General features: G+C 71.7%; 13 protein-coding genes. 10 read left to right on the top strand and 3 right to left on the bottom strand.

The window, feature by feature from the left end:
* Window positions 1–100 precede the first annotated feature (100 nt).
* The 4 genes from ACRWNP_RS00730 to ACRWNP_RS00745 all read left to right on the top strand — a co-directional run bounded on the left by ACRWNP_RS00730 (window position 101) and on the right by ACRWNP_RS00745 (window position 3,525).
* The gene (locus ACRWNP_RS00730; protein ID WP_431958872.1) at window positions 101–976 is read left to right on the top strand and encodes an RNA polymerase sigma factor SigF; all 876 of its coding nucleotides are present in this window, start codon (window positions 101–103) and stop codon (window positions 974–976) included.
* A 169-nt stretch (window positions 977–1,145) separates the two neighbouring features.
* Window positions 1,146–2,051 carry an RNA polymerase sigma factor SigF gene (locus tag ACRWNP_RS00735; protein WP_431958873.1) on the top strand — a complete coding sequence of 302 codons (906 nt, stop codon included), beginning with the start codon at window positions 1,146–1,148 and terminating at the stop codon, window positions 2,049–2,051.
* A 66-nt stretch (window positions 2,052–2,117) separates the two neighbouring features.
* The gene (locus tag ACRWNP_RS00740) at window positions 2,118–2,882 is read left to right on the top strand and encodes a hypothetical protein (RefSeq protein WP_431958874.1); all 765 of its coding nucleotides are present in this window, start codon (window positions 2,118–2,120) and stop codon (window positions 2,880–2,882) included.
* A gap of 505 nt (window positions 2,883–3,387) precedes the next feature.
* On the top strand, window positions 3,388–3,525 hold the full coding sequence (locus tag ACRWNP_RS00745) for a response regulator transcription factor (RefSeq protein ID WP_431958875.1): 138 nt from the start codon (window positions 3,388–3,390) through the stop codon (window positions 3,523–3,525).
* A 104-nt stretch (window positions 3,526–3,629) separates the two neighbouring features.
* Here ACRWNP_RS00745 and ACRWNP_RS00750 read toward each other — a convergent pair whose 3' ends face one another.
* Window positions 3,630–3,806, bottom strand: coding sequence for a hypothetical protein (locus tag ACRWNP_RS00750; RefSeq protein ID WP_431958876.1), 177 nt, complete (start codon window positions 3,804–3,806; stop codon window positions 3,630–3,632).
* A gap of 106 nt (window positions 3,807–3,912) precedes the next feature.
* Between ACRWNP_RS00750 and ACRWNP_RS00755 the strand changes: the two genes are divergently transcribed.
* The 6 genes from ACRWNP_RS00755 (at window position 3,913) to ACRWNP_RS00780 (ending at window position 10,660) form a co-directional block, all read left to right on the top strand.
* On the top strand, window positions 3,913–4,848 hold the full coding sequence (locus ACRWNP_RS00755) for an aldo/keto reductase (RefSeq protein WP_431958877.1): 936 nt from the start codon (window positions 3,913–3,915) through the stop codon (window positions 4,846–4,848).
* Window positions 4,849–4,992: 144 nt separating this feature from the next.
* Window positions 4,993–5,448 (top strand): MarR family winged helix-turn-helix transcriptional regulator, encoded by a 456-nt coding sequence (locus ACRWNP_RS00760; protein ID WP_431958878.1) that lies wholly within the window; start codon window positions 4,993–4,995, stop codon window positions 5,446–5,448.
* A gap of 11 nt (window positions 5,449–5,459) precedes the next feature.
* Window positions 5,460–7,919, top strand: a complete 2,460-nt coding sequence (locus ACRWNP_RS00765) for an MFS transporter (RefSeq protein ID WP_431958879.1) — start codon at window positions 5,460–5,462, stop codon at window positions 7,917–7,919.
* A 145-nt stretch (window positions 7,920–8,064) separates the two neighbouring features.
* Window positions 8,065–8,898 (top strand): YceI family protein, encoded by an 834-nt coding sequence (locus ACRWNP_RS00770; protein WP_431958880.1) that lies wholly within the window; start codon window positions 8,065–8,067, stop codon window positions 8,896–8,898.
* A 25-nt stretch (window positions 8,899–8,923) separates the two neighbouring features.
* A complete protein-coding gene (locus ACRWNP_RS00775) occupies window positions 8,924–9,394 on the top strand; it encodes a PPOX class F420-dependent oxidoreductase (RefSeq protein WP_431958881.1) in 471 nt (156 codons plus the stop codon).
* A 384-nt stretch (window positions 9,395–9,778) separates the two neighbouring features.
* Window positions 9,779–10,660 carry an LLM class F420-dependent oxidoreductase gene (locus ACRWNP_RS00780; RefSeq protein WP_431958882.1) on the top strand — a complete coding sequence of 294 codons (882 nt, stop codon included), beginning with the start codon at window positions 9,779–9,781 and terminating at the stop codon, window positions 10,658–10,660.
* A gap of 265 nt (window positions 10,661–10,925) precedes the next feature.
* On the opposite strand, the gene ACRWNP_RS00785 is transcribed toward ACRWNP_RS00780, so the two are convergent.
* Together ACRWNP_RS00785 and ACRWNP_RS00790 are read right to left on the bottom strand one after the other, a co-directional pair.
* Window positions 10,926–11,138, bottom strand: coding sequence for an EF-hand domain-containing protein (locus ACRWNP_RS00785; protein ID WP_431958883.1), 213 nt, complete (start codon window positions 11,136–11,138; stop codon window positions 10,926–10,928).
* Window positions 11,139–11,602: 464 nt separating this feature from the next.
* Window positions 11,603–13,573, bottom strand: a complete 1,971-nt coding sequence (locus tag ACRWNP_RS00790) for an NHL repeat-containing protein (RefSeq protein ID WP_431958884.1) — start codon at window positions 13,571–13,573, stop codon at window positions 11,603–11,605.
* Window positions 13,574–13,702: the final 129 nt, after the last annotated feature.

Here is a 13,702-nt window from a genome sequence, read left to right on the forward strand (position 1 = left end):
GGGCTTTTTCTCTGAGGGCCGCGCCTCACTTGCACACAGTCCACATGAATTGTGATGCTATGACCGCTTTTGCCGGATGAGTGGACCGATGAGGAGTGGCATGTCCGTGTCGGCCCGACCCGCGTCACCATCGACCTCCGGAGACGGCGACGGGACCGGCACGACCACCGGCACGACCACCGGCGGGGGCACCCGCGGAAGCACCAACAGCAACGCGGTGGAGGCGCGGGCGCTGACGCAGGTGCTGTTCGACGAGCTGTCGGGGCTGGAACCGGGCACCCCGGAGCACTCCCGGGTCAGGGCCGCCCTCATCGAGGTGAACCTGCCGCTGGTGCGGTACGCGGCCGCACGCTTCCGCAGCCGCAACGAGCCCATGGAGGACGTCGTCCAGGTCGGCACGATCGGGCTGATCAACGCCATCGACCGCTTCGACCCGGAACGCGGGGTGCAGTTCCCGACCTTCGCGATGCCGACCGTCGTCGGCGAGATCAAACGTTACTTCAGGGACAACGTCCGCACCGTCCACGTCCCGCGCCGGCTGCACGAGCTGTGGGTCCAGGTCAGCGGCGCCATCGAGGACCTGACGGTGGCCCACGGGCGCACCCCCACCACCGCGGAGATCGCCGACCGGCTGAAGCTCTCCGAGGACGAGGTGCTGGCCTGCCTGGAGGCCGGGCGGGCGTACCACGCCACGTCCCTGGAGGCGGCCCAGGAGGGCGGCGACGGGGCGCCCGGGCTGCTGGACCGGCTCGGCTACGAGGACCCGGCCCTGACCGGCGTGGAGCACCGGGACCTGGTGCGGCACCTGCTGGTGCAGCTCCCCGAGCGGGAACGGCGGATCCTGCTGCTGCGCTACTTCGGCAATCTGACGCAATCGCAGATCAGTGCCGAACTCGGGGTTTCGCAGATGCACGTCTCCCGGCTGCTGTCCCGCAGCTTCGCCCGACTCCGATCCGCAAATCAGCTCGAATCGTAACCCTTGCGGACTACCCACCCCCTGCGGAATAAGTCGACATGGCGCTACAGCGCGTTGCCGACATGTGACATTCTGCGGGAACCGCGTTTGTCGCGGTCCGGCCTCCGGTATTCCAGTGGAGGAACGAACCGTCGCCCGCGACACCCGTCCGCGACCTCAAGGGGGTGGCATGTCCGTAGAAGTGGGCAGTCCGAAGGTGCTGAACACCGACGCGCCGCACGATGCTCCTGACGACAACGCCATCGACACCGCCGGCACCGCCGTCGCCGACATCAGCGCCGTCGACAGCACGATCGAGGCCATCGACACGAGCGTCGACACCCGCACGCTCTCCCGCTCGCTCTTCCTGCGGCTGGCCGAACTGCCGGACGACAGCCCCGAACGGGCGTACGTACGGGACACACTCATCGAGCTGAACCTGCCGCTCGTGCGCTACGCGGCGGCCCGGTTCCGCAGTCGCAACGAGCCGATGGAGGACATCGTCCAGGTCGGCACGATCGGGCTGATCAAGGCGATCGACCGCTTCGACTGCAACCGCGGCGTGGAGTTCCCCACCTTCGCGATGCCCACGATCGTGGGCGAGGTGAAGCGCTTCTTCCGCGACACCTCTTGGTCGGTGCGGGTGCCGCGCCGGCTGCAGGAGCTGCGGCTGGCGCTGACCAAGACCAGCGACGAGCTCGCCCAGCGGCTGGACCGATCGCCCACCGTCTGCGAACTCGCGGCAGCACTCGGCGTCTCCGAGGAGGACGTGGTCGACGGCCTGGCGGTCGGGAACGCGTACACCGCCAGCTCCCTGGACTCCCCGCCCCCGGAGGACGACGGCGGCGAGGGCTCGCTGGCCGACCGGCTGGGCTACGAGGACACCGCGCTGGAGGGCGTGGAGTACCGCGAGTCGCTCAAGCCGCTGCTCGCCCAGCTGCCCGCGCGGGAGCGGCGGATCATCATGCTCCGCTTCTTCGCCAACATGACGCAGTCGCAGATCGGCGAGGAGGTCGGCATCTCCCAGATGCACGTCTCCCGGCTGCTGACCCGGACCCTGGCGCAGCTGCGCGAGGGCCTGACCTCCGAGCATTAGGACGAGGTCCGGCAGACCGGAGAACCTGGCGATTCACTCCTGATGGTTCGTCAGTACACTGGCGGGATGGTGCACATACCACGGGGCCGCCGGGGCGCGCTGGCCGCTGCCTCGGCGGCCGTCGTCTGCCTGGGCGCCTTCGCCGCCCTCGGCCCGGACTGCGAGGGCAACGGCGCGGGCTACGTGGCCGTCGGCGCCCCGGGCACCGCGGGCGGCCTCGCGGTGAACGCCCCGCCCTCAGGCAAGGGGATCCTCGTGCCGCTGGACGGCCGTACGGCCTCCCCCTCCGGCCGCGGCCGGACGGCGCCGGGGGCACCGGCCGGCATCGGCGGCGCGGGCTCCTCGCCCCCGGCGGACGCTCCGGAGGGGCCCGGCGCCACGAGCGCCCCGCCGCGGCAGGACGCCACCCCGCCACCCACGACGGCCTCCGGCGGCCCCACCGGACGACCGGACCCGAGCGGTTCGGCGTCCCCCTCGTCCTCGTCCTCGTCCTCCCCCTCCGCGCCCGCGCCCGCGCCCGGCGCACCGGCGCACCTGGTGGTGAGCGCGGTCGAGCGCGCGGCGGCCAACGACCGCTGGTGCGAGAAGGTCACCGTCACCCTCGGCAACACCGGGGACCGCACCGCGACGACCGGCACCCTCACCTTCGGCACGCACGTCATCGGCCCGCTGGGCGTCGACTGGGCCACGGTGCAAAGCACCCGCGCCGCGCCGGTGCCCGTCCCCGGCGGCGGCGGCGCGAAAGGGACCTGGGAGGTGTGCGTCGAGGCGTGGCGGGTGCCGCCGGGCATGCACGTCGAGACCCGGGACGTCACCGTCGCGGACTCCTGAACATCGCGCGCCCCCGCCTCCTGGGGAGGGCGTGGTGAAGCGCTCAGCCGGCCAGGCAGGAGCGGATCCGGCCGGGGGTCGCGGTGTCGCCGAGGAACCCGATGTGCGTCCGTGCACGCCACCAGGCGGTTGTTCGCGCCGCTCAGCGGGGTGCTGGTGTACGGGATGACGAGCCCGTCGCAGGGCGAGTACCAGGTCGCGTGGGCCGTGCGCTCCGGCGTCTCGTAACCGCTGCTGATGGTGCGGACGAAGGCCGAGCCCGGGAGCATCTCGACGCAGGAGGCGTGGATCACGCAGGCTGCGGCATCGGTGGTGCCGTGGTTCGCGCCCGCGACCGCCGCCCGGCTGCGGAACGCCGTGGCGGTGTTCCGGCAGTTCGACGCCCGCCCCTGGGCCGACCGGGCCGCGGCCGAACCGCGCGCCGCCGGGGGCCGGGTGAGCCCGGTGGACCGGGACCCCGGGCCGCCGGGAGCCGACGGCTCAGCGGACGAGGATCTCCGAGCTGGTGGCGCGGGGCGCCACCAACCGCGAGATCGCCGATCTGCTGCCGCTCAGCACGCGCACGGTCGAGGACCACCTGCGGAACGTCTTCAGCCGGCTCGGGGTGCGCTCGCGCGTCGAGCCGGCGTCACTGTTCCGCTGAGCGGGGGCGAGGCGGGGCCGCCGGGCGCGGGCGCACGACGACCGCCGGACGGCCGGCGACCGCCGGCGTCCGGTGTCGGTGGACGTGGTGGGGTAGCGCGCCCGTCAGGCGACCGCGAACCAGACCACGGCGGCGATCACGACGACGGCCGCGATGACGCCGGCGATCAGCCCGGTCTTGCTGCCGCCCGCGGCCTGTACCTGGGCGGGCTCCTCGTCGACGAAGGCGCGGAACATCTGGGTGCTGCCGGCCGGGTCGTAGTTGTTGTCAGGGGTAGTCATGGGGCAGGACCCTAGCGAAGTCAGGTCGCGGAGGTCACCCCCGGCCCGTCGTTGGGAGGGGGAACCCCCGGGGAATACCGTCCGTGCCCACCGCGTCCAAGACGACATGGCACTCATCGGCAACTCTGATCTCGACGTCTTCCCCCTCTGTCTCGGCGGCAACGTCTTCGGCTGGACCTCGGACGAGGCGACCTCCTTCGAGGTGCTGGACGCCTACACGGACGCGGGCGGCAACTTCGTCGACACCGCGGACGTGTACTCCGCGTGGGTCCCGGGCCACACCGGAGGGGAGTCCGAGACCGTGATCGGATCCTGGCTCGCCAAGCGCGGCCGCCGCGACGACGTGTTCGTCGCGACGAAGGCCGGCTCCCACCCCGACTTCAAGGGCCTGAAGGCCGCGACCGTCAAGGCCGCGGCGGAGGAGTCGCTGCGCCGGCTGGGCACCGACCGGATCGACCTCTTCTACACGCACTTCGACGACCCCGGGACCCCGGTCGAGGAGATCGTCGGCGCCCTGGACGCACTGGTCCGCGAGGGCAAGGTCCGCCACGTCGCGGCCTCCAACATCAGCCCCGAGCGGCTGACGGCCTCGCTGGAGTTCGCCGAGCGCGAGGGCCTGACGAAGTACGTGGCGCTTCAGCAGCACTACAACCTGGTGGAGCGCGAGCAGTACGAGGGCGCGCTGCGCGAGGCCGTCGAGGCGCACGGCCTCGCCTCGGTGCCGTACTTCGGTCTGGCGCGGGGCTTCCTGACCGGCAAGTACCGCCCCGGCGTCACGGTGGACAGCCCCCGGGCGGAAGGCGCGGGCGCCTACCTGCGGTCCGAGCGCGGGCCGCGGGTGCTGGCCGTGCTGGACGAGGTCGCGGCGGCGCACGGCGCTGCGCCGGCGAGTGTCGCGCTGGCCTGGCTGCGGTCCCGGCCGACCGTCGTGGCGCCGATCGCCAGCGCCCGTACGCCCGGGCAGTTGAGCGCTCTGCTGGCCTCGGTGAGCCTGGAGCTGACCGCCGCGGAGCTGGAGCGGCTCACGGAGGCATCTGCCTGACCTGCGGCTTCATACGACGACCCGCCTCTTGACCGAAGGCGGGTCGCTCCTTTTGGAGGTTTTTACCCGAAAGAATTTGCCTGCAGCAACCAAACTTCCTAAGGTTGCTTGAGGCAACCAACAAGAGTCGGGAAGCGAGGCGCCATGGCGACGCAGGAGCATTTCGCGGAGCTCGCGAGCCAGCTGCGCGCGATCCCGGTGGTCGCCCGCGAACTCAGCCGGGCCTGCCCACCGCATTGCCCGCCGGCATCGCTGGGCGTGCTCTCGGTGATCAGCCGCCACGGCGAGATGCGGATGAGCCGGCTGGCCGAGCTGCTGGAGGTCGACATGTCCGTCACCAGCAGACACGTGGCCCACCTCGCCGAGCGCGGCTGGATCGACCGGCTGCCCGATCCCCACGACAAGCGGTCACGGTTGCTGCGCCTGACCCCCGGCGGCGCGGACATGCTGCGCGCCGCCCAGGACAGGGTCGCCGAGGCGCTGGCCCACCACCTGAGGGACTGGCCGGACGAGGACGTCACCGAGTTCTCCCGGCTGCTGGACCGGCTGCGCAGTGACTTCGCCGCCGACTGCCGCCCCCGTACGCATTCCACGACGTGAAGAGGACGACGATGGCAACAACCGCACCACCGACCGGTGTGCGGGGGACCGATGCCCACGCAGGACACGCGGCCCCCATGTCGCACCGGCAGATCATGGAGGCCCTCACCGGGCTGATCCTCGGCTTGTTCGTGGCGATCCTGTCGTCCACGATCGTCTCCAACGCCCTGCCGAAGATCATCTCCGATCTGCACGGCGGGCAGAGCGCCTACACCTGGGTCGTCACCGCCGCCCTGCTCTCCACCACCGCCACCACCCCGTTGTGGGGCAAGCTCTCCGACCTGTTCAGCAAGAAGCTGCTGGTCCAGCTCGCGCTGGTGATCTACGTGCTGGGCTCGCTGGTCGCGGGCCTGTCGCAGAACGCGGGCATGCTCATCGCCTGCCGTGTCGTCCAGGGCATCGGCGCCGGCGGTCTGACCGCGCTGACCCAGGTCATCATGGCCGCGATGATCTCCCCGCGGGAGCGCGGCCGGTACAGCGGTTACCTCGGCGCGGCCTTCGCCCTCGGCACCGTCGGCGGCCCCCTGCTCGGCGGCGTCATCGTCGACACCGACTGGCTCGGCTGGCGCTGGTGCTTCTACGTCGGCGTGCCCTTCGCGATCATCGCGCTGATCGTGCTGCAGAAGACCCTGCACCTGCCGGTCGTGAGGCGCCGGGTCAAGGTCGACTGGGCCGGCGCCTTCTTCGTCACCGCCGCCGTCAGCCTGCTGCTGGTCTGGGTCACCTTCGCGGGCGACAAGTACGACTGGATCTCCTGGCAGACCTACACCATGGTCGCGGGCGCGGTGCTGCTGGCCCTGGTCTTCGTCCTGGTCGAGTCCCGCGCGAGCGAGCCGATCATGCCGCTGCGGCTGTTCCGCAACAAGACCATCAGCCTGACCTCCGTCGCCTCGATGTTCGTCGGCACCGGCATGTTCGGCAGCACGGTCTTCCTCAGCCAGTACTTCCAGCTGGCCCGCGGCGAGTCGCCGACGATGTCCGGCGTCATGACCATCCCGCTGATCGCCGGCCTGTTCCTCTCCTCCACCGTCTCCGGCCTGATCATCACCCGCACCGGCCGCTGGAAGGCGTTCCTGGTCTCCGGCGGCGTGCTGCTCACCGGCGGCCTCGCCCTGCTGGGCTCGATGCGGTCCGGCACCACGTACTGGCACCTGGCGCTCTTCATGGCGCTGCTGGGCCTCGGCGTCGGCATGATGCTGCAGAACCTGGTCCTGGCCGTACAGAACCAGGTGGGCGCCGCCGACCTCGGTGCCGCCAGTTCCGTCGTGACCTTCTTCCGCACCCTCGGTGGCGCGATCGGCGTGTCCGCCCTGGGCGCGGTGCTCGGCAACCGGGTGACGCACTACGTCAAGGACGGCCTGGCCGCCCTGGGCGCGAAGTCCACCGGCGAGTCCGACGGCGCCATCCCGGACCTGGCCACACTGCCCGCGCCGGTCCGCCACGTCGTGGAGAGCGCGTACGGCCACGGCGCAGGCGACGTCTTCCTGGTCGCGGCCCCGGTGGCGTTCCTCGCGCTGCTGCTGGTGCTCTTCATCAAGGAAGTTCCGCTGAAGACCACCAGCGGACTGCAGCAGGCGGCAGGCGTCCCCGGCCACGCCGAGCAGACCCCGGTCATACCCGCCCAGGCCTCCCCGGCCGAGACCGTCGCCGAGGTGGCCGGCGTGGCCGCGCCGGTCACGCCCCTGGAAGCCGAGGGCACCGCGATCCACGGCCAGGTGCGCAACTCCGACGCCACGGGCGTCGAGCGGGCCACGATCACCCTGATCTCGCTCACCGGGCGGCAACTCGGCCGCGCCGCCACCCGCGCGGACGGCCGCTACGAGCTGACCGCCCCCGGCGCCGGCTCGTACGTGCTCATCGCGGCCGCCGACGGCCACCAGCCGCAGGCCTCGACCGTGGTGGTCGGCGAGGAGCCCGTCCCCTACGACGTGGTCCTGGCCGGCACCAGCGGACTCACCGGCACGGTGGTCGCCGAGGCGACCGGCATACCCGTCGCGGGCGCGATGGTCGTGGTGACCGACGTCCGCGGCGAGGTCCTGGCCTGCGGCGGCACCGGCGAGGACGGCGCCTTCGGCTTCGAGGACCTGCCCTCCGGCGACTTCACCCTGGCCGTCAACGCCACCGGCTACCGGCCGGCCGCACTGCAGGTCGAGGTCGCGGGCAACGGCCCCACCCACATCGAGGTCCCGCTCCGCGCCGGAGCCCGCCTGCACGGCACCGTGCTCGGCGGCACCGGGCGCACGCCGCTCCCGGAGGCCCGCGTCACGCTGATCGACGCGGCCGGCAACGTGGTGGCGACCGCCACCACCGGCACCGACGGGGCGTACGCCTTCGGCGACCTGGACGCCGGCGAGTACTCGCTGGTCGCCAGCGGCTTCCCGCCGGTGGCCACCCAGGTCACCGTCGGCGACGGCGCCGCGGCCGGCCACCAGGACGGTTTCGACGTCGAGCTCAACCACCCCGAGGGGTGAACCATCGGCCGGTCCGTGCGCCGCGGAGACGCACGGGCCGGTGGACGGGGGAAATCGGGTCCGGTCCGGACGGCCGGGCAGGGGACGGCCGTGGCCGTCCGGACCGGACCCGGCCGGCGGAACGCACCGAAGGCGAGCGAGGTACATGAACACGACGGCAGGAGCCGGGCTGCGCGGGCGGATCCGGACGAAGGACGGTTGGGCGGTGTCCCACGCCGTGGTGACCGTCACCGACATGACCGGGCGGCAGATCGCGCGGGAGACCGCGGACGCCGAGGGCGCCGTGCGCACCGCGGCGCTGGCCCCAGGGGCGTACACCGTGATCGTGACCGCCGTGGGCTACCGCCCGGCCGCCGCGACGGCGCTGGTGACCGCCTCCGGCTCGGCGGACCTGGGGACCCTGCTGCTGGCCCGCGCGGGCGGCCTCGAACTGCCGCCGCCCGGGCCGTGGACGATCGACCCGGCGCACTCCGAGGTCGGCGCGGTCGCCCAGCACCTGGGCCTGTCCAGCGTGCACGGCCGCTTCAAGACCTTCGCCGGCCGGATCGACGTCGCCGAGCAGCCGCTCGCGTCGTCCGTCGAGGCCGTGATCGACGCCGCGTCGATCGACACGGGCAACGGCACCCGCGACGAGCACCTGCGCTCCGCCGACTTCCTCGACGCCGGGGAGCACCCGGCCGTCACCTACCGCAGTACCTCGATGGAGCCGGCCGCCGGCGACCGGTGGACCGTGCACGGAGAGCTGACGATGCACGGGGTCACCCGTCCCGCCAGCCTGGACCTGGCCTACCTGGGCACCGGGCCGGACCCCTGGGGCGGCGTGCGCGCCGCCTTCCGCGCGACGGCCGAACTGCGCCGTGAGGACTTCGCGATGAACTGGAACCAGGTCGTCCGGGCCGGCATCGCCACCATGGGCACGACGCTCAGGGTCACCCTCGACATCCAGGCGGTCCAGGGCACGGCCCTCCCCGCCGCATAGCCGCGGGCCGCATAGGCTGCCGTCCATGGCTGCCAACATCGCGACCAACACCGACGTGCAACTCGACCAGTTGCTGGAATTCGTACGACCGCGCCACCGCGCCCTGCTGCTGACCACCCGCGCCGACGGCCGCCCCCAGGGCTCCCCCGTCACCTGCGGAGTGGACGACGCGGGGCGCCTGGTCGTCTCGACCTACCCCGAGCGGGCCAAGGCCCGCAACGCCCGCCGTGACGCGCGGGTCTCGGTGATCGTCCTGTCGGACGATTGGGACGGCCCCTGGGTCCAGGTCGACGGCAGCGCCGAGGTCATCGACTCCCCCGACTCGGTCGAGCCGCTGGTCGAGTACTACCGCAACATCGCGGGCGAGCACCCTGACTGGGACGAGTACCGCGCCGCCATGGTCAGGCAGGGCAAGTCCCTGGTGCGCGTGACCCCCGAGCGCTGGGGCCCGATCGCCACGGGCGGTTTCCCTGCGCGCCTGGCCCCGAAGGACTAGCCTTCCTCCGGCGCCCCCGGCGCGTTCCGTACGAGAAGGACCCGGAAAGGGGCGGCGGCCCGGTGGCCGCCGCCCCTCCGCCTCCTACGACCCGGGATCAGCCCAGGTCGGTCAGCTCGCACGACAGCCGTCCAGGCGACGGCCGCGAACCCCTCGCGCTGCCGGGCTGTGCGCTGAGCCTGCGGCGGTCACCGCGCCGTTCGCGTCACGCCGGGCCCGGCGTGATTTCTCTGAGAATCGCCTGTCGCGAGGGGCGCGGGGCCAGTCGGTTGTTCCGGCGCGCACCCTGACGCGCCACCGGGTGGGGAATGCACGGGCCGCGGGACCGCATTTTGGTACGAAGGACGTCGGACTTCAAACGGACTTCACGGCGGGAGAAGACCCATGAGCGACAGCCGCACGCCGGCGATCGGACGCTACGGCCTGTGGAGCGCCGCGCTGCGCGACCCCGACCCGGCCCGCGCGGGCGAACTCGCCGAGACCGCGGCCGAGCTGGAGGAACTGGGGTACGGGGCGCTGTGGCTCGGCGGCAGCAGCGGCGTGGAGCACGCGGCACCCCTGATCGCGGCCACGTCCTCCATCACCGTCGCGACCGGCATTCTCAGCATCTGGCAGTACGAGGCCGAGGACACCGCCGCCCGCCAGGCCTCGCTCGAGGCCGCCCATCCGGGGCGTTTCCTGCTGGGGCTGGGCGTCAGCCACGCCCGCCTCGCCGAGCAGTACAAGCGCCCGTACGCGGCGATGACCCGCTACCTGGACGCGCTGGACACCTCCGGGGTCCCCGCCGGACGCAGGGTGCTGGCCGCGCTCGGCCCGAGGATGCTGGAGCTCGCGCGCGACCGCTCGGCGGGCGCGCACCCGTATCTGGTCACCGTCGAGCACACCGCGCAGGCGCGCGCCATGCTGGGCGAAGGGCCCCTGCTGGCACCGGAGTTCACGGTCGTCCTGGAGACGGACCCGAAGCGGGCCCGCGAGACCGCGCGGGAGATGCTGGCCTTCTACCTGACACTCCCCAACTACACCGACAACTGGCTGCGGCTTGGCTTCACCGAGGACGACCTCGCCGACGGGGGCAGCGACCGCCTGGTCGACGCGCTCTTCGGCTGGGGCGACGTGGAGCGGGTCCGGCAGCGGATCGACGCCTTCCTCGACGCGGGCGCCGACCACGTCGCCGTCCAGGTGCTGGCCACGGGTGAGGACCGGTCCGGGCTGCCGCGCGAGCAGTGGCGCCGGCTGGCCGCAGCACTCAAGCCCGCCGGGCACTGAGGGTTCGGCGAAGGGGAGCGCAGACCACCCGCCGGAAGGGAACGCACGCCCCGCGCGAAGGCTTTCAGCGCCGGCCCCGCCACGGGCCGGGCGTGAGCGACGACTGCCGACCGGTCGCGGCCCCCACCGGCCCGCCACCCCGGGGCGACCCGCACCCGGCTGTGGCGCCCCTCGGCCCCGCCGGGCCGCGACACCATCGCTGCCCGCGAACGGCCGGGCGCGCCCCGCGGTCCCGCGGCGCAGCCGAGGCCGCTCGAACCCGGCGTCAGCCTTGCTGGGCCGCCCAGAACTCGTCCCACGAGATCTTGCCGTCGCCGTTGCCGTCGACGGCCCCGATGAGGCTCTGCGCCATGCTCGCGGTCACGTTGAAGTCCCCGAGCTGCGCCATCACGCTCGCGTACTCGCTCGCCGTGATGAGCCCGTCCCCGTCGACGTCGAATCGATTGAACGCCTTCTTGGCCGCCTCGATGTCCGCCATCGTGACCACCCCTCCTTGTTGTACCGGGTCCTGACTGCCCACACCCTAGCCGCCGCGACATCCCCGGCGGCGGCCGGGCGCGGGTGGACCGGAACGGATACCGGCCCGGCCGCGCCAAGCGGGCCGGGCACCCTCACCGACCGTCGTTGCCGTCAGGGTTGCCGCCGACGAGGTACCCGCACCCTTTGCGGCGTTGGGCTCCGACCTCAGCGGACGTCAGTCAGCCGGATGGTGGGTGCGCGAGCGGTCAGACCACCTCGACGGTCGCCGCCGGCCGGTGAGCCGCGGCCTTGGCGCTTGGGCTTGTCGGGCTTTGCCGTCACCGCTGAGCGCCGGCACCGCCTGAGCGTCCCGCCGAGGGGGCGGGCTGCTTCGGCCTACCGGCCTGGGCCTCGCGCGGGAGCGGTGGGCCCCACGGGTCCACTGGCTGCGCTGCACCCGGGATCAAAGCCGGGCCGTCACGCCTACTTCGGGCACGCATTCGCAGCCGTTGACGACGGACGCACCGGCAGAGGGGTCAAGGGGGTGCAGACCGGGGTGGCGGCGCCGATGAGTTCCACCAGACCCACGCCCCCGGTGGGCGGGATGACCTCGGACCAGTTGTTGGCAACCCATGCGTTGCCAGAGGAGTCGATCTGCACCGCGGTGAGATGCTGGATCGCCTTGTTCTGGAAACCCTGTGCGGGAGACAGGGCGGTGCCGGCGGAAGCGCCGGGCGGGCAAGCTGCGCTGTTGACCCCGCACAGGAGTGACACAGATGAGTCGCCGAAACCAGCGATCCATACGCGGTCCTGACCATCGATGGCGACCGACCAGGGGAGCACCTTCTTCGGCAATTGGTGCACGCCCGCGACCGTTCCATTTGGCTGGATCTCAGTGACCGCGCTGCTGAAGAAGTTGGCTACCCAGGCGTTGCCCTTGGAATCGAGAGCGAGCCCGACGGGGGCCTGGAGTGATTTGTCGGTGATGGAGGAGATCGGCTTGAAGTCGGGACCGATGACAGTGACGCTTCCACCAACGTTGCTGGGCCGCCTCGATTGCCTGATCTCCTCGAAGGAAAGATGGCTGTTGGTGACCCAGGCCCGGCCCTGGCCGTCGATCTGGACGGCGAAGGGGTGGTTGAGGTGCTTGTCGGTGATGGTGATGGCCTTACTCGGGTCACCGTGGGGGTACACCACGACACTGCCTGTACCGGGCTTGCCCCTCAGGCCTTGGGAGTTGGCGATCCATATGTTGCCGCGCTGGTCGACAGCAACGCCCTGCGGTTTGACGAAATCGCCATTTTTCCACCCGCCGGAGGGGGACACCGGTTTACCGGAGGCCGAGTACTTCGACATCGCGTTGCCGCCGTAGCTGGGCGCCCACACGGATCCGTCGTGATCAATCGCGAGGCCCCAGGCGCCCGCCTTCATGCCACCGCCGCTGATGGGACTGCCCAAGGTCGGTCGACCGGTCGGATCCAGCACGGTGACGTAGGGGTTGGGATCGCGGGTTCCGGGCTTCCAGTTGTTGGTCGCCCATACGTTGCCCCTGGCGTCGAATGCGATGCGGCCCGCCGCGTAGAGCTGGGAAGCGGTGTAGCGAACCGCCAGTATCCAGGACTGGGGTGCTGCGCTGAGCGCCGGCGTGAAGACTTTCGCGGCACGCGCCAAAGCCTCCAGACCCCCCGGTGACTGCGTCGGGTTGCGGACCAGACTGAGGATTGCCTGCACTGTGTCGGCCGGTCTGGTTCCGCCGGGCGGTGTCGCCAGTTGGATCAACTTGTCGCATCGTGCGTTGTCCGTGACGCAGAGGGAGATGAGGTTGGCCAGCGTGTTCTGCGTGGCCAGCGTTTGGCTGTTGGCTTTGTCGCCGGTGAGGGGCCCTCCGGCGCTTCCGGTCGTCGGATCGGCGAGGTTGAAGGAGGTCGCGGCGGCGTTCTGCAGCCCCGGACCGGGACCTGAGATGCCGCGTTGGCCACTGAACTGGGCGAGAGCGTACGTCGAGGCGACCGTGGTCAGTTCGTTGACGGTCACCTTGCTCACGGTCCGCTCGGACACACCGCCACCCGCGCCGAACCCGACAACCGAGCGCAGCCGAAGCCGGTGCGCTCGCCCGGACGCTGCCTCGACGTACACCACACCGTCGGAAGGCTTGGTGTAGGTGATCCGGAAGGAACCGTGCGCGTCGGTCGTGGTCTGGCCCAGCTTCTTGACTCCGGACCCGGACCCGGCCATGAGCACGACCTGAGAACGCTGGAGCGGCTTCCCCGCTCCGGTGACGGTCCCCTCCAATGAGGTCGACGCGGCACCGAACGCTGATGTCGGCAGGGCGAAGGCGGCGCATGCCGCAGCGACGATCGCCGATGTCAATCGCACAGACCCGGTCCACTTTCGAGCGCGTCGGCGTCCCTTATAGGCGGGCAATCCACCAGCGCGCATGCCGGAGATGCTCACAACCGCCCCTTTGCTCTGTATTTTCGAACAGGAGGGGAAGAGAGATGGAGGAATTGATCTGGCCGCGACAGGGGGTGCGCGGTGATCCGGCTGGTCCACACTTATGTGGGCGGGTAAATATTCGGGCGC

This window comes from Actinacidiphila sp. bgisy160 (genome assembly GCF_965342435.1).
In the GTDB taxonomy this organism is placed as follows: Bacteria; Actinomycetota; Actinomycetes; order Streptomycetales; family Streptomycetaceae; genus Actinacidiphila.

Coding starts and splice junctions, on each gene's coding strand:
- ACRWNP_RS00730 (WP_431958872.1), top strand. CDS start 101: ATGTCCGTGTCGGCCCGACCCGCGTCACCATCGACCTCCGGAGACGGC.
- ACRWNP_RS00755 (WP_431958877.1), top strand. CDS start 3,913: ATGGCACTCATCGGCAACTCTGATCTCGACGTCTTCCCCCTCTGTCTC.
- ACRWNP_RS00750 (WP_431958876.1), bottom strand. CDS start 3,806: ATGACTACCCCTGACAACAACTACGACCCGGCCGGCAGCACCCAGATG.
- ACRWNP_RS00765 (WP_431958879.1), top strand. CDS start 5,460: ATGGCAACAACCGCACCACCGACCGGTGTGCGGGGGACCGATGCCCAC.
- ACRWNP_RS00785 (WP_431958883.1), bottom strand. CDS start 11,138: ATGGCGGACATCGAGGCGGCCAAGAAGGCGTTCAATCGATTCGACGTC.
- ACRWNP_RS00760 (WP_431958878.1), top strand. CDS start 4,993: ATGGCGACGCAGGAGCATTTCGCGGAGCTCGCGAGCCAGCTGCGCGCG.
- ACRWNP_RS00740 (WP_431958874.1), top strand. CDS start 2,118: ATGGTGCACATACCACGGGGCCGCCGGGGCGCGCTGGCCGCTGCCTCG.
- ACRWNP_RS00775 (WP_431958881.1), top strand. CDS start 8,924: ATGGCTGCCAACATCGCGACCAACACCGACGTGCAACTCGACCAGTTG.
- ACRWNP_RS00770 (WP_431958880.1), top strand. CDS start 8,065: ATGAACACGACGGCAGGAGCCGGGCTGCGCGGGCGGATCCGGACGAAG.
- ACRWNP_RS00780 (WP_431958882.1), top strand. CDS start 9,779: ATGAGCGACAGCCGCACGCCGGCGATCGGACGCTACGGCCTGTGGAGC.
- ACRWNP_RS00735 (WP_431958873.1), top strand. CDS start 1,146: ATGTCCGTAGAAGTGGGCAGTCCGAAGGTGCTGAACACCGACGCGCCG.